Here is a 24,670-nt window from a genome sequence, read left to right on the forward strand (position 1 = left end):
TCCGTGTCTGCCCCTTCCCGCCCTGTTCCGCCTCGATCGGCAGGGACGGAGGTGAGGGCATGATCATCATTTTGATTCCGGTGACGCGGGAGTTCGGCGGCACCGATCCCGACAGCAACATCAACGGCTGACACGTGTGGAGAGGATGAGGTGCGATGTCGCGTCCGCGTATCAAGTACGAGCACCGGCCGGTCCGTCTCGATGAGGGTCTGGTGCGGATCGGTGGTCCTCTGCCGGGGGTCGCCGCGACGATCCCGGACCCGGACGGCACGGTGTGGGCGCTCCTCACCCTCCTCGACGGGTCCCGCACGGTGGACCAGGCGGTCGCCGACCTGGTCCACCACCACCCCCACGAGCCGTCCGACACGGTCCGCGCGGCCATCGACACGCTGGTCGCCGCCGGCTACCTGGAGGACGCCGACGAGCCGGCCCCCGAGGGCCTGACCGACGCCGATCTCGAACGGTACGGTCGGGGCCGGGCATTATGGCGGTCGATGGACACGACCCCCCGTGCCACGAGCTGGCACGCACAGCTGGCGCTGCGGCAGGCGCGGGTCACGATCGTCGGTGTCGGAGGGGTCGGCAGCACCGCTGCCCTCGCCTTAACCCAGTCCGGAATCGGCGCGCTGCACCTGGTCGAACCGGACGTGGTGGAGCTGTCCAACCTCAACCGGCAGGTCCTCTACACCGAACACGACCTGGGCCGCCCCAAGATCGACGCCGCCATCGAGGCGTTGCGGCGGCACAACGGTGAAGTCGAAGTCACCGGTGAACGGACCACCATGGGTGGTGTCGAGGTGCTGCGGCAGTTGGCGACCGGGTGCGACGTGCTGCTGATGGGCGCCGATACCCCGCGCACGATCCGGTCGTGGACCAACCGGGCGTGCCTGGACACCGGCACCGCCTGGGTCGACGGCGGCTACCGCGGAGCCCGTGTGAGCGTCGGCGTGTTCGTGCCCGGCCAGGGCCGGTGCCGGGAGTGCGGGCGCTCCGCTGCGCGGGCGCGTACTACCGCTCCGGTCGCGTTCCGGACCGGTGACACCCGGGAGGACGAGGTGCACGCGGTGAACGCGGTGTCGGCCGGGATCGCCGGGCTGTTGTCCGCGCACGCCGTGATGAGCCTGATCACCGGCGTCCCCCGGCTGCGGGCCGGCCGGTGGCTCACCTACAACCTGGTCACCCTGCGGCACGCCGAGGACGACCACGAGGACCCGGACCCGGATTGCCCCGCCTGCGGCTCCACCACGGCGTGAACCACCGCTCCACCCGGCCCCGGTGGGTCAGCGGGAGAGGTCGTCGGCCCGGTGCAGGAGATGACCGGCGCGCGGGTCGCCGAGATCCGACAGGATCCCGGCGGCCCGCCGCAACCGGTCCGCGGCGACGACCGGCCGGCCGGTGGCGGCCAGCGACCCGGCCATCGCCTCCAGCACCGCGGCCAGCTGCGGTTTCCTGTCCTCGTGCGTGGCGTAGACGTCCACGACCTGCTCCCACAGCCCGATCGCCATGTCGTGCCCGCCCAGTCCCTGCCACGCCGTCGCCGACTGGTGCCGGCCGTAGGCGATCGTCAACACGTCGCCGTTGCGGCTGCGCCATTCCCAGGCCCGCTGCGCGTAGTCCAATGCCTCGTCGAACCTGCCGCGCGCCGCGGCGACCCCGGACAGGTTGCCCAGCACCATCGCCTCGGCCACCTCGTCGCCCACCCGCACGGCGATCTCCCACGAGGCCCGGTAGAACCCGTCGGCCTCCTCTAGGCGCCCCTGCGTCCGCCGCAGGCTTGCGAGCCCGGACAACGCCCACTGATGCCAGTCGGGGTTCCCCGTGCGCTCCGCGACTCCCTGCACGGTCCGGTACTCCGCCTCGGCCGCCTCGAACTCCCCCGTACCCCGGTGGCTGTGCCCCTTCAGATCCCGCAACAGCACCTCGGCCGGGACGTTCCCCGACGCCATCGCGGCGTCCACGCCCCGCGACACCGCCTCCGCACCCTCGGACCACCACGCCTGCGGGCCCGACCACAGATGACGCGACGCCACACCCAACGCCACCACCACCGGATGCAGGTTCCGCTCCACGGCCATCCGCTGCACCGCCGACAACACCGTCCGTTCCCGACGCAACCACCCCACCGCCTGCTCCCGATCCGCCACGAGGGCCGAGACGTCCCGCGCCTCCACCGGCATCGGCACCGATGTCGCCCGCGGGAACAGCCACCGGTCCGCCGCCACCGCGACACCGGCGTACCAACCCGCCAGGCGCGTCACCGCCTCCTCCCGCCCCGCCGGGACCTCGTCCAGCTCGGCGCGCAGCGCGGCGTAGTCGTGCAACAGGTCGTGCATCCGATACCGCCGGCGGTCCACCGGCTCGATCAGGTGCTGCTCCGCCAACTCCTCCAGCGCACGCATCGCGGAACGGAGGTCCAGCGCGGCCAGGGCGGCGACGGCGTGCGCCCCGAACTCCGGCACCGGGTGCAACCCCACCAATCTGAACACCCGCGTGTGCACCGGGTCGAGCCGGGCGTAGGACCAGTCGAACACCGATCGCACCCCACCCGACCCCCGCCACGACCCGTCCAGCCCGATGATGCCCCGCTGCTCCTCCCGGATCTCCTCCACCACGTCGGCCACCGACAGGAACGGACGCGACGCCACCCGCGTCGCCGCCACCCGCACCGCCAACGGCAACCGCGCGCACACCCCCACCAGTTCCGCGACCGCGTCGGGTTCCGCGCCGGTCCGGGCCGCACCCACGACCCCCTCCACCAAGCGCACGGCGTCCACGGCGTCCAACACGTCCACCGCGATCCGCCGGACCGCCTCCAGCACCACCAACTCCGACAGCGCGCCGCGACTGGTCACCAACGCCAGCGACCCCGCCGCGCCGGGCAACAACGGACGTACCTGTTCGGCGGATCCGGCGTTGTCCAACACGACCAATACCCGCCGGGCCGCCGCCAACGACCGGAACAACGCGCCCTGCGCCTCCACGCCCTCGGGAATCCGCCGCTCCGCGACACCGAGCGCGGTCAGGAAGTCCGTCAGTACCACGTGCGGGGACAGCGGTGCGCTCGGGCCGTAGCCGCGCAGGTTCACGAACAACGTGCCACCGGGGAAACGGTCCTGGACGCGGTGCGCCCACCACACCGCCAACGTCGACTTCCCCACCCCGGCCGAACCGTCCAACGCCACGACCACCGCCCCGCCGCCGGCATTCGGCTCCGATCCCGCGAGCAGGGCGTCGAGAGCGGCGACCTGGGCGTCACGTCCGCAGAAATCGGGAACCGCGGCCGGCAGTTGTTGCGGCGCCACCACGGCTTCCGTAGAGGGCGGCAGCACCACCTGATCGATCCGGCCCGCCTGCACCGACACCCCGTGGATCGTGCCGCCCATGTCGTTGCTGACACCACCATCGACCATGAGTTCCAAGTCTGGCCGCAACACCGCCAGGAAAGTGCCCTCTGACCGATACATCACTCCGTCGGCTGAGTCACGCCCCAGCGGGGGCGGGCTTGTCGACGAGTGGCTCTGTCGCTGATTGTGCGAAGAGCACAGCAGGGTGATCTCAGGCGACACCCGGCGTCGAGGCCTCTAGGCGTACCCACGCCCGGGCGGTGTTCGTCGTCAGAAGAAGGCCGTGCAGACGAGGGTCAGCAAGCCGATCGAAGCGAGGGCGGACAAGAGCAGGAGGACGCGGGCCACGGCGCGGCCGCGGTCGGTCGACGAGGTCATGGGGTGCTTCCCGTCAACAGCCAGTGGATGGGGGCGGCCGGGTCGTCGTGGGGATCGGTGGAGGTAATGAGGTAGGTGACCACGAAGTAGCGGACGTGGGGGAAGTGGTGTTCCGCGGAGTGGACGAGGTCGGCGTGGCCGTGGGCGATGAGCCACGCGCGGACTGCGGCGGGGCGGTCCGGTGGGCGAGTGGCGTAGGGATGGGTGGAGCAGGGGAGGGTGTCGCCCTTGGTGACGACGACTGCGATGCGGCGCGGTGTGGCGGTGTCGTACTCGGTGAGGGTTTCGGTGAGCAGGTCGAGGACGGTCTTGGGGTCGGTGCCGGACGTGCGGGAGGCGGCGAGGACATCGGGGTCGGCGCGGGCGCGAACGGCGGGAAGTGCGAGCGGGTCGACGACGAGGACCACGCCGTCGCTGAGGGCGAGGAAGGCGGAGTCGGCGATGCGGTCGGCGTCCTGCACGATCTCCCCTGCCGCGTCGTAGAGGTGCAGGAGCCGGTTGCGCACCCGCAGGGTGTGCGAGACAGGTTGGCTCACCGGCGTGCGCGGCGGGAAGAGCCCGTTGGCGAGGAGGGCGCCGGTTTCGGCCAGTCTGCTGTCGGTGAAGGGGTCCGCGGGGACGGCGTCGTGACCGGACCTCATGCAGGCGACCGCGCTGTGCAGGAACACCGACTTCCCGGCGCCGGTACCGCCGACCACCGGGACGTGACGCGTGGGCATCGTCTGGGTCGGGGAGGGAAGGGAGGCGCCGCAGCCGCCACACCGCGGGGAGAGACCGCGTTTGCCGGTGAGCAGCAGTGTGGGCAGGTCCTGGCCGCACCGGCAGGTGCGGAGGAACACGCCCTGCGCGCCCGGGACGAGCGCGTGGTGCTCGCGACCGCAGGGGCAGACGAACATCGGGCGGGCGAGTCGGGTGTGGCAGCGGGGGCACTCCGTCGTGATTCCCCTCAGCACCAGGGAAACCGCCTCGAACAGCCACAACGTGCCGGCGAGGAGGCGGAAACCCGTTACCGCGGCGGTGAGGAACACCAGCTGCACCAACCAGGTGGTGGCCAGCAGGACGAGCGCGATGGTGTAGCCGATGGCGATCCCGATGCGCCCTACGAACGCGAAGAACGGCACCATGGGCGAGCCTGTGGTGACCTGGGACTCCTGGACCGGGCGCACCCGCCGAAGCCCGTTGCCCGCGAAGCCCTCGTCTAACTGGGCCAACACGCGCTGGTGCAGCGCTGCGAAGCAGGCGACGCCGAGGCGCCGGTGGTCGCGCAGAGCCGGGCCGGACAGGTACCGCCGGTCGGCTGGATCGGGCAGCGTGTCCAGCGCCAGGTGCTCGGTGTTCGCCCGGACGCCGAGGCAGTCGAGTGCTTCCCGGATGACGGCGACCAGCGCCAACGTGAGGCTGAACGCGACCGCGGCGGCGAGGACCGGCCCGGTGATCACGAGCATGAACACGGCCAGCAGCAGGTAGAGGAGGAGTCGGGCGATCACGAGGTCGTCCTCTCCTCACCCCGGAAGGTCGGTATCGCGCCGAACTCGGCGAGCAGCCACAGCAGCGGGTCCTCCACCCGGTAGGGCACCGGTTCCCGACTGCCGTCCGCTCGGTCGCCGAGCGCTGTCGCAGCGAAGTATCGGTGGCGGCGGAAGGCGGTGTGGGCACCTCGGATGAGGTCCGTCCTGTTCCAGCGGTAGAGCCAGGCAGTGGTTTCGTGGTGGACGTCCACCCCGTCGGACACCGCGTAGCCGCCTGTCCGGGGCACGGGTCGCAACAGCGGCGACCCGGGGTCGACCATGTCCCACACGGTGTCCAGTTTGGTCAGCACAACGGCCAGGGGCAGGCTGATCCGGGTGCGGGGGCGCAGGCCGCGCGCTGAGCGCATGGACTCGGCCAGCCCGGCGATCCCCGCGTCGCCGGGCACGGCCCCGGGCTCGACGGCCAGGACGAGGCCGTCGGCGTGCGCCAGGTTCCCCGCGGTCCCGTCGGCGCTGTCGTAGAACGCGATCACCACGGCCCGCCCCCGAGGTCGGACGCGCAGGCTGACCAGCAGCGGCTCGGGGCCGGTGGTGCGGTGCAGGACGGTTTCGGCGACCAGCACGCGATCTCGCTCGTGCCGCAGCCTGCTCTTCTCACCGAGCACGTCGAGGGACATCCCGGGGAAGCGGTCGTCCAGGTGCCCTTTCGCGACCCGCCGGATGACCGACGCCAACCAGGTGCTCTTACCGGCTCCCGTCGTCCCGAGCACGGCGACCACCTTCGGGCGGCCCTCGACGTACTCGCGCGGCACGGCCTGCCCACAGGCCGGGCACACCCGGCGGGCCTTCGGAGCACGTCCGTGCGGGCACTTGCCCTTGCGCGCGACGGACACCGGGAATTCGATCGCGGTCTCGCCGCAGCGCGAGGCGCACTGCCTCAGGTACGCCATCCCTGGCGTCCGGGTGTGGCAGTAGGGGCAGGCCGGGACGCGCCGGGCCGGGACGTTCCAGGTCGGAGCACGCACAGCGGTCTCCTCTCGGGTCAGGGCACGACCAGGAAGTGCGGGGCGGGGTGGGCGAGCTCGACCGTCTCGTCCAGGGAGAACGCGCGCAGGAACACCGGCCGCCGCAGGTGGCGCGGCACCCGGAACCGGACGGGCTCGGGCGGGCCGGGGGCAGGCAGCCGCAGGACCTCGACACCGTCCTCGGGTGCCAGCGGACGCGACCCGGACTTGGCGACGACCGCGATGTCGGGGGTGAATCCCGGATCGTGCACGGTGACCAGCAGTTCGCCCCGTCGCCACCAGGCCGCGCGCCGGACGCTGTAGTGCACCTCGCGCAGCCGCGTCGAGCACACCGTGACCATCGGCCCGAATCGGCCGGAGTCCACGACCGACACCCCGAACCAGTGCTCGCCGGGCAGGGTCGCGGTGATCCGCGCGCCGCGGCCCGCGTACGCGGACCTGCTGATCTCGACCGCGGTGGCCTGCGGGTCCAGCGGCCCGGTGGGCGGCCCGTCCACCCGCCAGACCACCCGCACATCGGTGGCCCACATCGGCCACTGCCACGTCAGCACCACCTGTGGGCCGAATCGCCTGGCGTGCAGGCCGGTGACCGGTTCCAGTGTCGCAGTCACCCGCGTCGCCGGGCCGATGGCGGCGAGCGGGCCGGACACCGTGACCGGCACGAGCACCCGCTGCCCTGCCAGGTCCGCCAGCGGGACCGACGCCCGGCCCGTGTCGCTGACCGCGACCACCCGGCCCGCGACCACCGCGTCGGCGGCGGCGAGGACCTGTGGCGCGGGCGCGACCCCGTCGTGCGGGACGCGGACCACCAGCGGAGTACCGCTGTGCCTGGTCCAGGTCAACTCCACAGTGTCGCCTGAAAGGCTGGCCTGCAGGTCGTCGACCTGGCGCGGGTTCCCCGGACACTCGCCGTGGACCGTCAAGCCCGCGCTGTCCTCGGGCTTGCCGGCCCGGCCGGGATAGCGGGCGCGCACGAGGTAGCGGTACTGCACACCGGGCACCACGGCGGTGTCGTCGAACCCGGTCCCGTCGCGCGTGGCGATCTCCGCGGTGTCGCCCGACGGCGCGATCCTGCTCACCGATGCCCCGACAGCTCCGGGAGGCAACCGCCAGCGGCCGTGCACCGACAGCATCGTCGACTCGACCGCCAGGTCCAGCACCTCCGGCGTCAGCACGACCTCCCTGCTGTGCGCCATCCCGCCAGGGACACCGTTCCTCAAAGTCTGCACCGTGTAGGACGTCCGCACCCCGAAGGGCGGCACGTCGGACAGCACCAAGGCGTCGGTGTCGTGGGCGATCACCGTCCCGCCCCGGCTGACCCGGTAGGTCAGCTGACCCGCAGTGGATGTCGACTTCCGCCACGTGATGACGACGGCGTCGTGATGTGCGCGCGCGGACACCTCGGCGGGTGCGGTGGCCGGACAGCGGCGCAGGCCCGACTTGATCGCGGGGTCGGTCAGCTCCCGACCAACTGCCAGGTAGCGGGCCGCCGCGTCCTCCGGCGCGGTGTCCTCCAGTTCACGGGCAGCCGCGAGATCGGCGGTCAACCGGTCCACGGTCGCGGCCAGCGCGTCTCGGACCCGCTCCCAGTCCCCGGTCAGCCGCCTGCTCGACAGCACCACGAGCGCGGCGTGCAGCCTGCCGTCGGCGACGGCTTGCCGGTAATCGGACTCCCAGTCGGATCGGTGCGTGCGTCGGCACCAGACGGCGTAGGCGAGCGTGTCGGGGTCGCGGGGGAGACCGCTCGCGACGCTCCGCTGCGGGTCGGCTGCGGCGAGGAAGCTGACCTCCTGATAGCCCAGCAGCACGGCCACCGACAGTTCGGTGAGGAACTCGTGGCGCAGCAGCGGGCTCAGCCCGTCGGGCTCGACCAGCGCTTGTTCGACGATCTTGAGCACGGTCAGCTCAGCCTCGACACCCGCTCCTCGTCGGGTCCGCAGATGTGCGCGTCTGCGCCGGAGTGCGTCGGCGTGGACGTCCGGGCCGCCGGACGACAGGTTCCTGGTCAGGTACTCCCACAGGTTGGGGGTCCCGAGGTCGTCCAGCGCGGCGGTGATCCGGCGCGACCGGGGCGTGTCCGGCGGGATGTCGAGGCTCGCGGGCTCGCGCTCGACCGCCCGGTGCTGTTCGAGCGCGGCCAGGACGTCCGGGCGGCTCCAACGGCCCGCGGACTGCCGGACGAGGGCCGCAACGGCGGCGCCGGGCATGCCCGGCGCGGACCGCAGGAACTGGTCGACCACCTTGGCGAGGGCGGAGCGCTCCGCCGCTACGGCGGTCCGGTGCACCGAACGCTCGCGCGGATCTCCCAACATCCGCGCGGCGATCGGATGCCCGCGCCGCAGCCGTTCCACGGCCCGGGTGCGCTCACGCAGTTCGGGCATGCCCCACAGCTCCGGAATGGAGGTCAGCGCCGAGTCGACCTCGTCGGCGGTGCAGTCGGCGGGCAGCCGGTACACCCGGAACAGGTTCCGGTGGGGCGACCACCCCGTCTCGACCGGCGTGATGACGTCGTCGAGGTAGGCGCGGACATCGGCCTCACGGAGTCCGGGAAGGTCCGTCTCTGCCATGTCACCGCCGCAGGCCGGGCAGTGGCGCGACGGTGTCGGTGTCGCGGCCGCGGACCTGGGTTTCGATCCTCAGCCGCGCGCCGTTGGCCGCGTGGGCGTCGATCCGCAGCACTCCGTCGACGCCCAGGGAGAAGTCGAGCTCGACCGGGTCACCACGTCTGCCGTCCCGCGGCAGCCCTTCCAGGGTGCGCTCGTCGAGCCGGAGGTGGTCGGCCTCCTCGTCGGACAGCACATCCGTCATGGACTCGTACACGGCGACCCGCATCGCGGTCTGCCCGTCGCGCACTGTGCACAAGGTGTGCCGTCCGCTGGTGGGCAGCGGGGTGTTCGGGACGATGATCCAGTGCATCGTGCTGCTGCTGAGCGAGGGGCGACCGGCATCGCGCATGATCAGCACGCCGTAGCCCTTGGACGTCACGTCCACGACCTTCCGGGACTCGCCTGCGGCGACCTGGGCGGCGCCCTTGGCGACCACCAGTTCCGCATCGGCCGCGAGCCGGGGCGTGGGCAGGTGCGGGAACGCTTCGTCGAGCCTCCTCGCCACGGCGGGCGTGCGTGACATCCCGCCGACCAGGAGGACGTCGTCGATCGTCGACACCCCGGCGGCGCGGGCCTGCTCGATGAGGTCGGCGGTGAAGTCGAGGGTCCGGTCGAGCAGGTCGGAGGTGGCCGTCTCGTAGTCGTTGCGGGAGATCACCATGCGGTGCACACGGCCCTGCGCGGTCCGCAGGGTCAGCAGCTGCTCGGTGGAGGTCGACAGCGCGACCTTCACCGCCTGCGCCCGTCCGAGCAGACCTGCCATCAGTCGCGGCGACGTCCGAGGATCCTCCTCGTCGGAGAGGTCGCCCAACTGGTCGAGGACGAGGTCGACGAGCACCCGGTCCCAGTCGGCGCCGCCGAGACGGGCGTCCCCGCCGGTCGCCACGACACGGACCTCGTCGGGGAACATGAGCACGACGGTGACGTCGAAGGTGCCGCCGCCGAGGTCGTAGACGAGGACCGCCCGCCCGGCCGGGGTACCGCGCAGGCCGCTGGCCAGCGCCGCCGCGGTCGGTTCGTTGACCAGGTCGAGCACGTCCAGCCCCGCGATGTGGCCTGCCTCACGGGTGCGCGTCCGCTCCGCCGTCCCGAAGTAGGCGGGGACCGTGACCACGGCACTGGCGAGCGGACCATCGGCGGGCACCGCGGTGCCGAGCGCCTCGAGCGCGTCCTCGACGGCCTGCCGCAGGATGAGGGCTGAGATCTGCTCGGGCCGCAGGTGCCCGCCGGGGACCGCGACGGTGTAGTCGCCGCCGATCTCGCGCTTGATCTCGGTGATCACCCGCCCCGGCTCGTGCGCGCGCTGGTCGAGCGCGAGGTCACCCACCACAGCGGTGCCGTCCGCATCGAGGTACACAGCCGACGGGGTGGTCGCGCCGCCCTCCCGGTTGCTCAGCACCCTGACCTTCCCGCTGCCGTCCACCACGCAGACGCACGTGGCGGTCGTGCCCAGGTCGATTCCCAGGCGAGGACGATCAGCGCCGGTCGTCATGCTCGTCCTCTTTCCGTTCGTAGGCCTCGGTGATCTGCGCCGGCCGCGGCTGCACGTCCGCGGTGTCCAGCACCCACACGGGAAGCTGTCCGTCGCGCTGCGAGACGCCACGGACCCGCCTGGGGAGGTCGAGGATTCCGGGGTCGTTCGACGCGACGAGGACCTGGGGGACCTGGCGGCTCGCATCGATCCTGGCCATCCGCTCCGCCGCGACCTGGTCACGACCCAGGATGCGGACGTCCTCCTCGAGCTCCGCCGACCGCTTCAGCTTCTCCTGCTTGATGCTCTCCCTCTTCAGGTCCGTCTCCACCGCCGCGTTGATCAGTTGCTGGCCGAGTTGCCTGCTCTGCTGCCGCAGCTTCGCGATGTGCCGGAACTCCTCGTTCATCTCGTCGGACCGGAACTTGATCGCCCCGATGGTCGTCAGCCTGGGGGAGACGTTCTGCTCCCGAAGCGCCTGTTCGACCAGGGTTTTCAGCTCGGCGCGGACCTGGTTCTGATCGCTGATGAACTCCTCGATGAGGTGGCTGTTGGACACCTCGTTGAAGTAGCCCTTGACCACCACACCGAGCAGGCGGGTGACCAGCCGCTGCACCGCGGCCGACTTGCGCACGCCTGCGGTGCCGTGCTCCTCGTCGTCCTCGCCGAACCGCTTGACCAGGTGCGGCGCGGTCTCCGGCGGGATGGCGAAGGTCTGGGTGAGTTCGACCGAGACGTGGAACCCGTCCAGGGTCACCTCGATCAGGTCCAGTTCGGAGTCGTAGCGGTCGGCGCTGACGTCCTTGCGCCCCCAGGAGAGGATCAGTTCCCGTGAGGGGATGCGCACCACGCGGGCGAAGAACGGGTTGATCGCGTAGGTGGAGCCGCCCGGGAGCACCTCCGACTGCGGACCGAACTGCCCGCCGTTGGCCAGGAAGATCCAGGGGAACTGGAAGCTCTCGTGGCCCTCGATCTTCGGCGCGGGTTCGGCGGCGTTGACCGGGTGCAGGCCTTCGGTGACGATGACGACACCGGTCTCCTCGCTCTCCACCGACACCAGTCGCAGGTCCTCCGGCTCCAGGTAGTGGTGCGACAGCGGGACCGTCTCGAGGTCCAGGTGGTTCTCGGTGAGGACGTTGAACATGTCGGTGTTGATGGCGTAGTTGCCGCCACCGGGGAGCAGCGCCTGCTGCGGTCCCTGCTGCCCACCGTCGTCGAGGAACTTCACCCCCTCCTGGAAGTAGTTGCACTCGACGTGCCGGGCGAGGGTGTGGCCGTACGGCATGATCTCGCCCACCTTGGCCACCACGACGCCGATGGTCCTCAGCGGGACGTAGGTGCGTTTGACGATCTTCACGTCGAAGACGGTCGGGTGGATGGCGTACTGGCCGCCGCTGTTCAGGATCTCGATCTGCGGTCCTTGCTGCCCGCCTCCGTCGAGGAACGTCTCGAAGTCCTGGAAGTGGTCGCACGGGACGTGCCGGGCGATGGGTTGCCCGTGCTCCAGCGAGCCGCCCATCTTGGCGTGCACGATCCCGATCGAGTCCATCGGAATGCTGATCATGTCCTGGAAGTGCACCAGGTAGAGCCGACGTGGACGGAAGTAGATGCGACCGCCGATCAGCAGCCTGCTCTGCCGGTTCACCGCCTTGGCGAGCGAACCGGCGCGCCGGAACGAGCTGTACTTGCGGGTCACGACGACGAACTGGCCCAGCGGAACGTCCAGGATCGACCGCTTGACCTGCTGCACGACCAGCACGAGGAAGCCCAGCCCGGCCAGGATGGCGAGCCCCGGCACCACGAACCCGATGACGTCACCCACTGCGCCGCTCCTCACTGATCCGGTCGTGCACCGCGGTGACCGTCATGCTCCAGTTGTCGTACCAGCCGTAGGAGCGCTTGGGTGGGCGCAGTGTCGGGAAGAACCCGGGGACGTCCGCACGGTCGGCGACCCACGTCTCGTAGTCGTCGGAGACGATGCCCTCACGGCTCCACCCGAAGGCGCGGGCCAGGGTGAACATCCTGTTCCGCGAGTTCTCCGGCAGCAGCGCCCGCTGGGCGCGGAAACCGTGCCTGCCGCCGGTCTCCTCCTGCCACACCTCGGCGAACTCGCGCAGGAACGCGGTACCGAGGTGACTGACGTGGGACCGGGTCATCCAGCCCTCGTCCGTCCGCCCGGCTGCCGCGAGCAGCATGTCGGTGGTCAGCCTGTCGGCCGTGACGAGATCACCCGCTCGCAGCGCGGTGCGCACCGCCGCGATGAGCGCCGCCGTGCGGTCCACCGGGCTGGTGGCGTCGTGCGTTCGCGGCTCTGTGCGCACCAGGGCACGCAGCTGCGTGAGATGAGCTGGACCGGGCAGTGCGCTGGCACGCGCGTCGAGGAAAGCGTCCGGCTGCCGCGGACCGGCCAGGACGATCCGCCGGACGGGAATGTTGAGCCGTTCCGCGGCGAGTCGCATGTCGACGGTTTCCGGGGTGGGTCGGTCGGTGTCCAGGACCAGCAGCACGCCGGCACCGTTGAGGGTGTCCGGAATGGTGGAGGTCCGTACGGTGAAACCGTTCTCCGCCAGGAGTTTCCGCAGCCGGATCGCGTATCCATCCTGGGGTGGACTGCAGACCACCACGGACGCGGCCACCGATTCCAGTTCGGCGGCCACCTCGTCGGCGTCCGGCCGGTCCCGTTCCCGTTTCGACAGTGCCAGGCCCACCATCTCGCGCACCTCGCCCGGCACCGCGCGCAGGTCCGGGTCCGCGCCGAGGATGGCCGGGATGACCTCGCCCGCCGCGCCGTCGCCGAACGGCCCTCGCCCGGTCGCGGCGTAGAAGACTACGCACCCCCACGCGAAGACGTCGGACTTCACCGACGCGGTGCCGCCTCCTTTGACCAGTTCCGGGGCTTGGTAAGGCAGGGTTCCCATCACCTTCCCGGTGCTCGTCAGGCGACCGATGTCGGCGACGGTGGTCGCGATGCCGAAATCGATCAGCACGGCGCGCACCGCGCCGACCATCACGTTGGAGGGCTTGAGATCGCGGTGGATCAGCCCTTCCCGGTGGATGTCGCGCAGCGCCCGTGCGGTGTCGCGGGCGAGCGAGACGACGCGTTCGGCGGGGAGACCCCTTCCGGGTACCGCCAACCGGTCGAGCGCCTGTCCCCGGACCACCTCCGTGGCCACGTAGAGCGGGTCGCCCACCACTTGCGAGTCGACCACCGTGGCGGTGTACTCCGAGCGCACCGCCCGTGCTGCCTCGATCTCCTGGGTGAACCGCTTGCGGTACACGGGATCGGCCGCGTGCGACGAGTGGATGACCTTCACGGCCACCTTTTCTCCGGACGACTCCGCCAGGTACACCGTCCCCATCCCGCCTGATCCCAGTCTGCCCCGAACCCAGTAGGGTCCCAGGCGTCGCGGATCGCCTGGCCTCAGCCCCTCGAACTCCCCAATGACCATTCGTCACCTTTCCGGCACACGAACGTCCCCCGACGCCTGCCACGCGCGAGCCCCACTTGCCCGCCGTGCGTCGCAAATACGATGCTAGCCCGGTTCGCGACAAAACTGTCTGGTTATCACGCTTTTGTCCTACGGGAGTCGGCTCTGCGTGTTCTCCTGGTGGTGAAATCTCAAGATCGATTGTTCTGTATTGGTCCGTGACCTGGAATGAGTCGTCTTGCCGTAAATCTGCGGATTTAAGGCCATGTCAAAATGATCTTGGAATACGGTCGATCGCCCGGGTTCGACCGTTGTGTGAGGAAAGGTCGACTTCCCCGGATCGTCGCCGACGAGTCGTAGCGAGAATCGAACCGCTGCTCCCGGTGATACAACGCCGCAGCGACCACCCCAGTCGCAGGCGGCTGGATGACCGCGAGGTGCTCTCGGTCGTCCTGTTCGTGCTTTACGCCGACATCCCGTGGGAGTCCTTGCCGTCAGAATGGGTTCCGCTCAGGCATGAGCGCATGGCGGCTACAGGGCCGGCACCAGTCGGAGGTGGCGACGGCTGCACGAGGACCTGCTCGCTGAACCGAACGCCGCGGGCGCATCGGACTGGCCGCGCGCGGTGATCGACGAGTCGACCGTGCCGGATCGGGCTCGAAGCACCACCCGATCACCGAAACGCGTGGCATCCCGCTCGCTGTATCCCCCACCGGCAGGCAACCGCAATGACGTCACCCAACTGATGCCGCTGATCGGCAACCTTCCCCCGCGAGGGGCGACACGGGCCGCTCGCGCCGACGCCCCGACATGCTCTACGCCGATCAAGACCACGACAGGTGCCGCAGGCTGGTGTGTGACAAAGGCACCAGACCCATGATCGCCGTCGTGGGTCGACCACGGCTCCTGACTGGGCGTGCACCGGTGGTGGTCGGGCAGTTCTCCGCTCCTGTGCACCGGTTCCGCCGCCTACGGGTCCGAGGGAAGATCCGCGATGACATCCACGATGCATTCCCGAACCTGGTCTGCGGCGTCATCTGCCGGCACCGCCTGCGCAACCTCTTGTTGAGTCAGAGGCGTCTGGCCCGCTCCTACCCTCAAGCGGACGTCTCTCACGGCCACCAGCGCCGCGCATCGTCGATCGCCGTAGCAAGGCTGTCGGGAAACCCGGGACCGGTGAGTTCGGCGAGCCTGGGGGCCGCCCCGTTCAAGAGCGCGAGACAAGTCGTCCGACTGACTGACCGCATCGTGCGGCGAAGCAGGGCGACCAGGTCTGGGCCCTGCAGAATCGTCGCAGCACGGGTCACCGCCGCGACCAGCAGCCCACGATCCCGGCTCGGTGCCGCCGCCACTGCCCGTGCGAGGTGAGCGGCGGAGCCGAGGACGGGCACCAGGCCGGTGAGCGCCCGCGTCCGAGCCTCCTCCGGGAGGAGTTCAGCGGCGGAAAGCGCGACATCCACCTCGGCGACGGCCAAACCGGGCGCAGCCGAGGCCAGCGCGCGAGCTCTGCGGAACGGGTCCTCCATCGCCAAGATCTCGGAGAGCCTGCGGGCAGGGGGCGGGGGAGGGCTGTGCCCCACGGCGGTAGTGCGCTCGTCGGGCAACGCGTATCCGGCCAGCACCCCGGCGCGGGTCCGGAGGTTGGCCGCTGCAAGGGCGTCGTCGGGATGGATGTCGGGGGCAGCGGTGATGGTGCGGGCCGCAGTCAGTGCGGCGGTAAGCACCGGTGGCCGCTCGCCGACGGGCAGCCGAGCTGCGACCGCCGTCAGCAGGACGGCCCGGGCGTCGAGGTCGGAGATCTCAGCCGCGGCGGCGAGCACCTCGGCAAGGTCATCGTCGGAACTGGTCGGGATCAGGGCGACGAGCTCGTCGACCCGTGCGGGTTCGCTGCCGTCCGTTGTGGCATTCTTCAGCAGCGCGCCGATTCGCGGCCGGGGCTTCTCGCGCGGCGTGGCGGTACCGGCTACAGCGGACACCGCGTCATCGACGAGGTGATCGGGCAGTTCCGGCAGAATTCGCCGGACGGTCTCCGCACGATCGTGCTCACCGGCGACGGACATCGCCGAATCCAGGGCATCCCGAAGCAGGTTCAGCCGGGGCTGCCCGTCCAGGCGTCGCGCGATGGCTGCCTGCGCGACGGCACGCCACCCGCCGTGCCGCACCCGGGACGCGATCGACACCGCGTCGGCCACGTCCGTCAGGTGCGGCGCTATCCGGGTCAGCACGTCGCCGGTGATGTGGGTGACGGGATCACGGGCAGCGGCCAGCGCCCACGCCACCGCCGGAGGACGAAGGTGATCCGGCAGGAGCGGGACCAGCGCGGCGAGCAACAGCGCCCTGGCAGGCGGGGCGTGCAGCCGACGGGCGTGCGCGACCGCCCGAGCCGGCGTCCACATCCCGGCCTTCACCAGGGCGACCACGAGGTCGGCCGGGATGTTCGCGGTGAGGCTGTTGATCGAGGAGGTCGCGAGCGCGCACCGCGCCTCGTCCACCAGCGTCGACGCGGGTCTGCCCGCGGCCAGCGCCTCGTCGGTTCGGTGTGCGAGGTGCACCCACAGGGCCGTGACGTCGGCGAGATAGTCGTCGACGGCGTCGGCGTGCTCGTGGACGGCGAACCACAGGTTGCCCGTCCTGTCCCCGACGGAGAGAAGCCGGCAGAGATCCTCGATCCGTCCGGCGTCGAGCAGGTGCCCCGCCAGGTGTCTCACCGCGTATCCCGATCCCGCTGTCAGCAGGTCGTGGTCGGCGGACAGTCGCGGCAACCCGGCGTCGAGCCCGCCGAACCTGCCGAGGTGGTGATCGATGATCCGGTGACGTGCGGTCGTCGCCGCGGCACCCAGGGTCTCGCTCCAATGCCAGTCCTCCTCGGCTCCGAGGTCGTCCAGAGGGCGGCCGTTCAGAAATTCCCGCAGGCTGGTGTGGTAGACGGCAAAGCTGCGGGCCGTCGGCCCCGCGCGCTCCACGGCGAGGAACGGCCGAAGGGTGCTGTGGCACCAGCGCCGGACCGCGGTCTCGTCGGCGTCGGCCGCCAGCGCGAGGTCGGCGGCGTTGAGCGGCTCCCCGATGACGGCGACCACGCCCAAAAGCCGCAACAGCCCGGCGTCCCAGTCCGGGCTCCTGCTCCAGCGATCCACGGTATCGGTGTAGTAGTGGGACAGACCCGATGGCAGAGTGGCGAGGTCCCGTACGTCACGAACCCCGTTGCGCAGTTCCTCGACGGCATAGCGCAGGTACACCCAGACGCCCCGGCACCGGTCCAACAGCGCGGCGATGACGTCCTCGCCGGCAAGCTCCGGCGGCAGCACCGCACGCAGGTGTGCCGCGACGTCGAGGCTGTTACGCGGATCGTCGGCCGCCAGCCGCACCACAGCCTGGTTGCCGCCGGCGCGCGCCGGCGGGTGGCCGGTCCGATAGGTGCCCACCACGAACACCCCGTCCGGCAGCACGAACGGCAGTCCCCACGGCTGCCCGTCGACCTCTGCCTCGTCCGCCCCGTCGACGACCAGGACCAGTCGGCTCCCCGCGGCCCGCGCCCGCTGGGCCGCCGCGCGGAGCACCACGTCGAACCCCTCCGGGGTGAACGCCCACTCCGGCACCATCGCGCCCGGCGCGATGTCCGCCAGTGTCCACCGTCGCACCAACTGGCCGACCAGGTTCTGCAACCCGACCCGCACCGTCGCGCCTCTGCTCACCCCGGCGAAGTGCCCCACCCACCCCCGCTCCCGCACCAGGAACGCCGCCAACGCCGTCTTCCCCACCCCGGCGTCCCCCTCGACCCAGACGTAGCCGCCGGACATCTCGGCCAGACGTTCGTCGATCTCCGCGAGCACCCACCCCCGCCCGGTGAACCCCTCGCTCAACACTCGCCCCGTCACTTGCCGGTGATCCCGGACGGCGTTCTCCACCGACACCGCGGCGGGGCCCGCCGGTACGGGGGTGATGGTGTGCCCCTGGCCCGCGACTACGGGACTGCCATGGACGACGTTGTCCACAGCTTGGCGGCCGGGGAACTCGGGCAGACCGGACGACAGGGTGCTGGCCACCCGTGGCACGGTGGCCACGGCTGAGGAGAGTCGGCGAGCATGAGCCAGTGTGCCCGCAGAGGGTTCGGCGCCGTAGGTCTGGCGCATCAGGGTAGTAAGGCGATCGATCCAGACGGGGACGGCGATGTGCTCTCCGAGCGCGCACAGGGCGCGGACGCCGAGAAGCAAGAACTCGTCCGTCGGGTGGTGCTCGACGAGGACGTGCAATTCCTGCAGCACCCGGTCGGCGTGGCCACTGCCCAGCAGGGCTTGCAAGTGGTGTGCTTTAAGCGTTCGATGCCAGGTGGCCATCTCCCCGCGGCGGCGGTCGGCCCAGTCGCCGGCGAGTCCGGCCAGCGGGGCACCCCGCCACAGGGCGAACGCCTCCTCGAACCGGTCCGGGTCACGGGTCTGTTGGGCGGTGCCGGCCAAGGTCCGGAACCGGTGGTAGTCCACCAACATCCGGTCGATGGCGAGCACGTAGAACCCGGGACGTGATCTGCTGTCCAGCCAGGCGCCATTACCACCCGCGCTGGTAAGAGCGCCGCGTATGTGCTTGGCGTAGGTCTGAATGGTGGACGCAGGTTTCCTGGCCTGTTTACCTTCCGGGTTGTCGGGCGACCACAGGCAGTCGATCAGCTTCCCGACGCTGACCGGCTCGTTCGGGGACAAGGCCAACACGGCCAACATGCACTTCTGCGTTCTTGTTTTCAGCTTGTGTTCGCCCTGGTCACTGTGAATCCCGACACCGTCCAACAGTCGGATCTCCACCCGCGCCCTCCCGGAAGGCTCGACCTGCCCGGAGTGTGACAGGCGATCTGCCGGGGGGATCCGCAACGGTGCGGGCTTCACCCGTTCGGACATGGTTTGCCCGGTGGTTGTCCACGGTTCTGTCCGGGAAGCCATGCAGGGCGATTGCATAGTCAGACAGCAAGACGCTGAGCTGGGAGTTTGGGGTGTGAAGGGCCTTCGTGGAGGCGATGGCGGCGGGTGAGACCGCATCGGTGATCATGGAGTTGCGACGCTTCACGACTCCGAGGAAGACCCACCCGCCGATGGCATCATCTCTCATCACCGCGCTGACCGTCACGCCGGGCCGCGTCGGCAGCCCGCCGCCGCCTGTCACCGACGGTGAGCACGGCGGTCTGCTGGGCGCCTTGGCGAAGGTGCCGGACCCGCGTGACCCGCGCGGGATCCGTTACCCACTGTCGGCGCTGCTCGCGGTCGCGGTCTGCGCGGTTCTGGCCGGGGCGTCGTCTTTCGCGGCGATCAGCGACTGGCTGCGGGATCTCGACGGACATGCCCGTGAGCGGCTCGGGTTCGACCGCATCCCTTCCGCCACAACGATGTGGCGGGTGTTGACCCGGCTCGACGCCGATCTGTTGGCCACCGTCCTCGGCGGCTGGCTCACCGCCCGCGCCCGGTGATCGTCACCGGTCCGACCAGATCGATACCGTCATGTCATCGCCGTGGACGGCAAAACCCTGCGCGGCGCCCGCCTGGACGATGGGCGCCAGGTCCATCTGCTCTCCGCGCTGGACACCGGCACCGGCATCATGCTGGCCCAGGTCACCGTGGACGCGAAGTCGAACGAGATTCCCGCGTTCACCCCGCTTCTCGACGCCGTCCACACGGTCGTGGGCACTCTGGAGGGCGTGGTGTTCGTCGCCGACGCACTGCACACCCAAACCGACCACGCCCACCAGGTCGCCGCCCGCGGCGCCCACCTGATGACCGCGGTGAAGGGCAATCAGCCGACGCTGCTCGCCCAACTCAAATCCCTGCCCTGGCCCGAAATCCCGGTCGGTGACCGCACCCGCGACCGCGGTCACGGACGCCGCGAGACCCGCACCGTCAAAGCCGTCACACCGCGCACCCCCGGCGGCATCGCGTTCCCGCACGCCCAGCAGGCCATCCGGATCACCCGCAGCCGCACCACCCACACGAAGACCACTCGTGAAACCGCCTACTTCACCGTGTCCCTTCCCACCGGCGACGCCCTGCCGAGCGACCTGCAGGACTGGATCCGCCGCGAATGGCTCATCGAGAACCAGATCCACCACGTCCGCGACGTGACGTTCCGTGAAGACTCACACCAAGCCCGCACCGGCACCGGCCCCGCCGTCATCGCCACCCTGCGCAACACCGCGATCGGATGGCACCGCACCAACGGCGACACCAACATCGCCCGCGCCCTCCGACGCGCCAACCGCCGATCACACGACCTCATCACCGCCGTGACCAGCAGCTACCCCACAACGCAATGACCCTGGGAAGCCATGTCCAATCATGGTCGACGGTCCGCGCCTGGTCTCGTAGACGACGGAGAAGCCGATAGCAGCACGCACGGCCGAGTACGGGTAGTGGATCACAAAGGACCACCCCCGCTCGCGCGGGGAAGACCCGCTGTCGGTGGTCGCGATGCCGTGGGAGGCGGGACCACCCCCGCTCGCGCGGGGAAGACGGCGCCCTCCAGGTACACGCGGGCGATGTCGGGGGACCACCCCCGCTCGCGCGGGGAAGACTTGTCGCAGACGACCTTGACTGCTTCGGCGTGGGGACCACCCTCGCTCGCGCGGGGAAGACGCTCGCCACGTCACGGTGACCTCACCCGAGGCAGGACCACCCCCGCTCGCGCGGGGAAGACGTACCGGACCCCACCATCACCCGCTGCCGCGGCGGACCACCCCCGCTCGCGCGGGGAAGACGTGTGCCTGGCCTCCCCGCCGGCCACGCGAACCGGACCACCCCCGCTCGCGCGGGGAAGACGGTCGTCGGCAGACCAACACCTACACGTACTCGGGACCACCCCCGCTCGCGCGGGGAAGACCTTGCGGTTGGCGACCAGCCTCCTGCGATCGAGGGACCACCCCCGCTCGCGCGGGGAAGACACCGACGGCTTCCGGGTTATGAGCCCGGCGCGCGGACCACCCCCGCTCGCGCGGGGAAGACGGTCCGGGGCGGTGACGATGCACCCCAGCGAGCGGACCACCCCCGCTCGCGCGGGGAAGACCCGCCGACGTCCGCCGCGCGCTGGAGCAGGTCCGGACCACCCCCGCTCGCGCGGGGAAAACGCCGTCTCCATCGTGCTCCCTCCGTCGCCGGGCCGGACCACCCCCGCTCGCGCGGGGAAGACTGGAAGGTCCTGGTCGAGGACGAGGACCCCGCGGGACCACCCCCGCTCGCGCGGGGAAGACCTGGGCCTGAGCATCGACACCAGCTGGCGGTTCGGACCACCCCCGCTCGCGCGGGGAAGACCACCACGTAGTTGTCAGCGGCGGACCCCAACTGGGACCACCCCCGCTCGCGCGGGGAAGACATGGCGGACTACGCCGCAGCCAAGTACACCCCGGGACCACCCCCGCTCGCGCGGGGAAGACGTCTTCGCCGTCAGCGGCCGGAGCCCCAGACGCGGACCACCCCCGCTCGCGCGGGGAAGACACTTCTTGAGCTGCGACGTTACAGGTCGCTGCCCGCGTTTTCATTCGGTTCATCGCGGTCTCGAATATCGACACACGCCCGGGACTGACAGAGCTGAACGGCGCGGTTGGAAACTTTGCTTCGCGTCGTCTGGCCTGACACGATCACCATCGGAACCGGTCGTGGACGGCTTGTTCCTTGACCAGTGCGGCGTAGGAGGCTTGGCCTCGGCGCTGGGGTGGTAGTTGGTGGCGGAAGGGCCGTAGGAGTAGGGCCGCAGGCGGGTGGAGCACAGTTCGTGCCCGGCGAACAGTCGTGCCGGGTCCCGTGACCGGAAGTCCGTGCTCATGGTGGTGGCGCGGTCGCGGATGACGTCGTTGAGCGCGCCCACCAGGGCGCGGGGGCCGTCGTAGTCGCCGGCGTCGTGGTCGAGGAGGTCGCCGAGGTGTCGGCACGGGATGAAGTCCTCATTGTCGATGACGAGTTGCGGGTAGCCCGGCACCCAGACCCGGGCACCGGGGCGCGAGTGGTGATGTCGCGGTAGAACTCGTCGAGGCGTCCCGGAAGTGCGTTCCGCACCGGTTCCGGCAAGCGCCGGTACTGCTCGGTGGAGGTATCGCACGAGTCGAAGACGCAGGCGCGGGCGAAGTCGGCGAACTCCACGTCATTGCCGCCGATGGTGATGATGACCAGATCGGTGTCGGTGTCCGGGAAGTCCAGCTGCGACCGCTCGCCGTTGGAGCCGTGCCGCACGTCGCCGGTTGTGTCTCCCGGGCAGGCGCGGAAGACCGTGATGAAGTCCAGGTTGTGATCCGGGTCGAGCAGCTCCGGGTGGACCTGGCCGCTGTGGTGGCAGCCGTTGGTGTCGGAGGGGCGGTGCAGGGCTTGGCGGCCTCGCCGGAAGGGAGGAGTCGAGCGCGACGTGCGGCAACGGTTGGTGCCCCGGGGTGGACAGGCCCGGCACCACGCCACGCGGGTAGTTCAGGCTTGCACCCTTGAACGGCAGCCGGTGAAGGGTCGGCGGTGGCAGCGGCCCGTTGTTTATCCCGCCGAGGTTGCGGTGGCCCGGCTGCGCGCACGTGGTCAGCGGTACCGCGTCGGAGGGTGGGGCCGGCCCCACCGGTGTCGTCGTAGGGGGGACCGCGCGAGGTGGGTGTTGCCGCCCAGGTCGGCCTGCGGCGCGGTGACGTGCCGGACGGCCGCACCCGTCGTGGGCGGGGGGGTGAGGCCGATGGTCCCGACCGGGGGCGGCAGGCACACCGAGCAGGTCGCTGCCGCAGCCGTACGCGGTCATCGCCGCACGACCCCGCGGCGAGGCGAGCAGGCCGCGCGTCGCCGCGCACCGGCCTGGCGCGTCGCAGACCGGGTGGGGCCAGCTGTCGCCGTCAAGAACGGTGATGTCGTGTGCGTGCGGCATCATCAACGGGAAGAAGCCGAAGTGGCCGTACTGCGACACGGCGGCGTTGGCCGACAGCGGCCGGTCGAAGCGCACCGGTGTTCATTGCGGTGTGGGTGGACATCCGCTGTCGGTGCGGCCTGGGGGCTGCCCGCGGGAGCGGTTGGGTCCTGCGGGCGGTCACCCGGGCTGGCACCGTGCGACGAGAGTGCGGGGGAGTGGGTGACGAAGGCGGTCGAGCCGGGGCCGATGGAGGCCGCCGACCTGGAGGACGAGGTCGACGACTGGCTCGCCGACCGCGGCATCGCCGGTCGGCGACACCGGTACCGGCATCGCGCCCGAGGTGGTGGGGCGCATCTTCGAGCCGTTCTTCACCACCAAGGAGGTCGGCGAGGGCACCGGGCTCGGCCTGGACATCTCGTGGCGCATCGTGGTGGACCACCACCGCGGCGACATCGACGTCCGGTCCGAGCCCGGTGACACCCGCTTCACCGTCCGGTTGCCGCTGTCAGCACGCCTTGCGCAGGACGCTGCCGGAGGTGCCGTTCAGCGCCACTGACGTGACGGCCGTGCCGCCCTGGTTCCGGTAGGTACCGCCGAGCTTCACGGTGACCGCCGCGGTATCGCGCTGGTTCGCGTTGACCAGGACCGTGCCGCAGGCGAAGTCGCGGCGGAACACGTTCGTGGCCACCTTGCGGTACGCGCCGGTGGGCGCGCCCAGGTCCCAGTCGTACTCGGCGTGCCACGGCGAGGCGTCGCCGTAGCCGTCGGTCTGGTCGACCTCGGCGATGGCCGCGCGCCCGCCCGCCGCCATCAGGTAGCTGGCCAGCGCGTACCGGTAGGGCCGGTCGGCGCCGGGGGAGAAGTGCGGCTGCACCCAGGTGATCTTGCCGCGCGCCTCGTTCGAGGCGATCTGGGCGACCTGCCTGCTCCAGCCCTGGTCGTACTCGGGCAGCAGGTTGGTGTCGTCGAACGCCAGCCACCACTCGTCGAAGCCGCCGTCGAGGTGCTCGGTGTAGCGGTCCCAGGCGCCCGCGTGCAGCCGGGCGTTGGACAGGTTCGCGACCGTCTTCAGCCCGGCGGCGGTGAACGCCCCGCGGGTGGCGGACAACATCGACACGTAGGCGTCCTGCATCGCGGCGTCGGTCGGGTACTCCGCCGGGCACCGGCCCTCGTGGTAGGCGTCGCACGGGAACAGCGCGTTGTCCATGAAGACGCCGTCGAAACCGGCCGCCCGGGTCGTCCGGACGACGTTGTCGGCCCACGCGCGCTGGTACCCGGGGTCGCCCACGTCCATCTGCCAGTGGCCCGAATACCCGCTGTACTCGAACCGCTTCCCGGAAGCGTCGGTGAGGAACCACTCGGGGTGGTTCTTGTTCGCGTCGCAATAGCCGACGCCGGCCGGCAGTTGTTGATCGTCGACACCGTTGCGGCACGCGTAGGAACGGGTCGAGGAAAGGTCTTTGTACACGAACGTGGAGATCGCCGGGTTCGCCGCCTTGAACTTGGCGGCGAGGTCGCCCTCCCAGGCGTTGAGCACCACGTAGCTGCGCCGCTTCGCCTCCTTGACCAGCACGTCGTCGCTGATGGGAGTGCTGTTCATGTGCAGCCAGAACGACTGCGGGCGGCCGGGCGCGGCCGTGGTGGAGGGTGCGGCGGCGCCGGCCGTCGGGGTGGTCAGCGCCGCCGCGATCACGGCTCCGGTCAATGCCGTGACGATTGTGCGGGTCCTGTTTTCGCGCAGGGGCATACCGAACTCCAAACGGCGGGAGCAGAGCCGCCAGGTGATTTGGCAGCAATAAAACCGCCGAACGGCGCAGAGGTCAAGTAACGCGTGTCACACCACGCGTACCGGATCGTCCTGCCACGCCTGATATCCGTGTGCCGGATGTTCGGTATTCGTCTGGCTTTTCACGTCAACTGGTAAATGTCACGGGCGTGCGAGGCGCGCCCCCCGGTGGCGGGTCGGCCTCTCGGCGGCGCAGCCGATGATCGCCAGTCCGGCCAGCAGCGGCAGGAACGTGGCCCCCTCGACCGCCAGTGCGCACGTGAGTGCGGTCCACAGCAGCAGTCTCATACCGAAAGGTTAGAGAGACGCGCGTCACAACAGT

14 protein-coding genes, 2 pseudogenes and 1 CRISPR repeat array are annotated in these 24,670 nt (G+C 70.6%); of the genes and pseudogenes, 5 read left to right on the top strand and 11 right to left on the bottom strand.

The features are described 5' to 3' along the window. Positions 1-155: 155 nt before the first annotated feature. Entirely contained in the window at positions 156-1,253 is a 1,098-nt protein-coding gene (locus tag ACRAKJ_RS18300) for a ThiF family adenylyltransferase (protein WP_438920114.1), read from the top strand. Positions 1,254-1,280: 27 nt separating this feature from the next. On the opposite strand, the gene ACRAKJ_RS18305 is transcribed toward ACRAKJ_RS18300, so the two are convergent. The 7 genes from ACRAKJ_RS18305 to ACRAKJ_RS18335 all read right to left on the bottom strand — a co-directional run bounded on the left by ACRAKJ_RS18305 (position 1,281) and on the right by ACRAKJ_RS18335 (position 13,742). Further along, complete coding sequence (locus ACRAKJ_RS18305; RefSeq protein WP_438920113.1) at positions 1,281-3,410, bottom strand: tetratricopeptide repeat protein; 2,130 nt, start codon at positions 3,408-3,410, stop codon at positions 1,281-1,283. 308 nt (positions 3,411-3,718) lie between these two features. Continuing rightward, positions 3,719-5,209 carry a TRAFAC clade GTPase domain-containing protein gene (locus tag ACRAKJ_RS18310; RefSeq protein WP_438920112.1) on the bottom strand — a complete coding sequence of 497 codons (1,491 nt, stop codon included), beginning with the start codon at positions 5,207-5,209 and terminating at the stop codon, positions 3,719-3,721. Continuing rightward, positions 5,206-6,216 (bottom strand): hypothetical protein, encoded by a 1,011-nt coding sequence (locus ACRAKJ_RS18315; RefSeq protein WP_438920111.1) that lies wholly within the window; start codon positions 6,214-6,216, stop codon positions 5,206-5,208. The genes ACRAKJ_RS18310 and ACRAKJ_RS18315 overlap by 4 nt, the downstream gene beginning before the upstream one ends. Positions 6,217-6,233: 17 nt before the next feature. Further along, complete coding sequence (locus ACRAKJ_RS18320) at positions 6,234-8,783, bottom strand: hypothetical protein (RefSeq protein WP_438920110.1); 2,550 nt, start codon at positions 8,781-8,783, stop codon at positions 6,234-6,236. Position 8,784: 1 nt separating this feature from the next. Further along, positions 8,785-10,314 carry an Hsp70 family protein gene (locus ACRAKJ_RS18325; protein ID WP_438920109.1) on the bottom strand — a complete coding sequence of 510 codons (1,530 nt, stop codon included), beginning with the start codon at positions 10,312-10,314 and terminating at the stop codon, positions 8,785-8,787. Continuing rightward, positions 10,298-12,115 carry an SPFH domain-containing protein gene (locus tag ACRAKJ_RS18330; RefSeq protein ID WP_438920108.1) on the bottom strand — a complete coding sequence of 606 codons (1,818 nt, stop codon included), beginning with the start codon at positions 12,113-12,115 and terminating at the stop codon, positions 10,298-10,300. The genes ACRAKJ_RS18325 and ACRAKJ_RS18330 overlap by 17 nt, the downstream gene beginning before the upstream one ends. Beyond that, the gene (locus tag ACRAKJ_RS18335; protein ID WP_438920107.1) at positions 12,108-13,742 is read right to left on the bottom strand and encodes a protein kinase domain-containing protein; all 1,635 of its coding nucleotides are present in this window, start codon (positions 13,740-13,742) and stop codon (positions 12,108-12,110) included. The genes ACRAKJ_RS18330 and ACRAKJ_RS18335 overlap by 8 nt, the downstream gene beginning before the upstream one ends. A 197-nt stretch (positions 13,743-13,939) precedes the next feature. On the opposite strand from ACRAKJ_RS18335, the gene ACRAKJ_RS18340 reads away from it, so the two are divergent. Then, complete coding sequence (locus ACRAKJ_RS18340) at positions 13,940-14,350, top strand: transposase (protein WP_447009049.1); 411 nt, start codon at positions 13,940-13,942, stop codon at positions 14,348-14,350. Between the two features lie 483 nt (positions 14,351-14,833). Here ACRAKJ_RS18340 and ACRAKJ_RS18345 read toward each other — a convergent pair whose 3' ends face one another. Continuing rightward, on the bottom strand, positions 14,834-18,514 hold the full coding sequence (locus ACRAKJ_RS18345) for a BTAD domain-containing putative transcriptional regulator (RefSeq protein ID WP_438920105.1): 3,681 nt from the start codon (positions 18,512-18,514) through the stop codon (positions 14,834-14,836). A 209-nt stretch (positions 18,515-18,723) separates the two neighbouring features. On the opposite strand from ACRAKJ_RS18345, the gene ACRAKJ_RS18350 reads away from it, so the two are divergent. Next, positions 18,724-19,170, top strand: coding sequence for a transposase family protein (locus ACRAKJ_RS18350; protein ID WP_438920136.1), 447 nt, complete (start codon positions 18,724-18,726; stop codon positions 19,168-19,170). A 33-nt stretch (positions 19,171-19,203) separates the two neighbouring features. Beyond that, a pseudogene (locus tag ACRAKJ_RS18355) lies at positions 19,204-20,010 on the top strand (ISAs1 family transposase); the annotation flags it as partial. A 108-nt stretch (positions 20,011-20,118) separates the two neighbouring features. Then, a CRISPR array of direct repeats spans positions 20,119-21,184; the repeat unit is 28 nt; unit sequence GGACCACCCCCGCTCGCGCGGGGAAGAC. Positions 21,185-21,508: 324 nt separating this feature from the next. On the opposite strand, the gene ACRAKJ_RS18360 reads toward ACRAKJ_RS18355, so the two are convergent. Then, positions 21,509-22,135: a GDSL-type esterase/lipase family protein gene (locus ACRAKJ_RS18360; RefSeq protein WP_438920104.1), complete on the bottom strand. Its 627-nt coding sequence runs from the start codon at positions 22,133-22,135 to the stop codon at positions 21,509-21,511. A 734-nt stretch (positions 22,136-22,869) separates the two neighbouring features. On the opposite strand from ACRAKJ_RS18360, the pseudogene ACRAKJ_RS18365 reads away from it, so the two are divergent. Further along, positions 22,870-23,118 (top strand): annotated as a pseudogene (locus ACRAKJ_RS18365) (ATP-binding protein); the annotation flags it as partial. On the opposite strand, the gene ACRAKJ_RS18370 reads toward ACRAKJ_RS18365, so the two are convergent. Both ACRAKJ_RS18370 and ACRAKJ_RS18375 read right to left on the bottom strand, forming a co-directional pair. Next, positions 23,068-24,267, bottom strand: a complete 1,200-nt coding sequence (locus ACRAKJ_RS18370) for a putative glycoside hydrolase (protein WP_438920103.1) — start codon at positions 24,265-24,267, stop codon at positions 23,068-23,070. The pseudogene ACRAKJ_RS18365 and the gene ACRAKJ_RS18370 sit on opposite strands and share 51 nt — an antisense overlap. 222 nt (positions 24,268-24,489) lie before the next feature. Continuing rightward, positions 24,490-24,636, bottom strand: coding sequence for a hypothetical protein (locus tag ACRAKJ_RS18375; RefSeq protein WP_438920102.1), 147 nt, complete (start codon positions 24,634-24,636; stop codon positions 24,490-24,492). Between the last annotated feature and the right edge of the window lie 34 nt (positions 24,637-24,670).

Source organism: Saccharothrix sp. DSM 118769 (assembly GCF_052936295.1).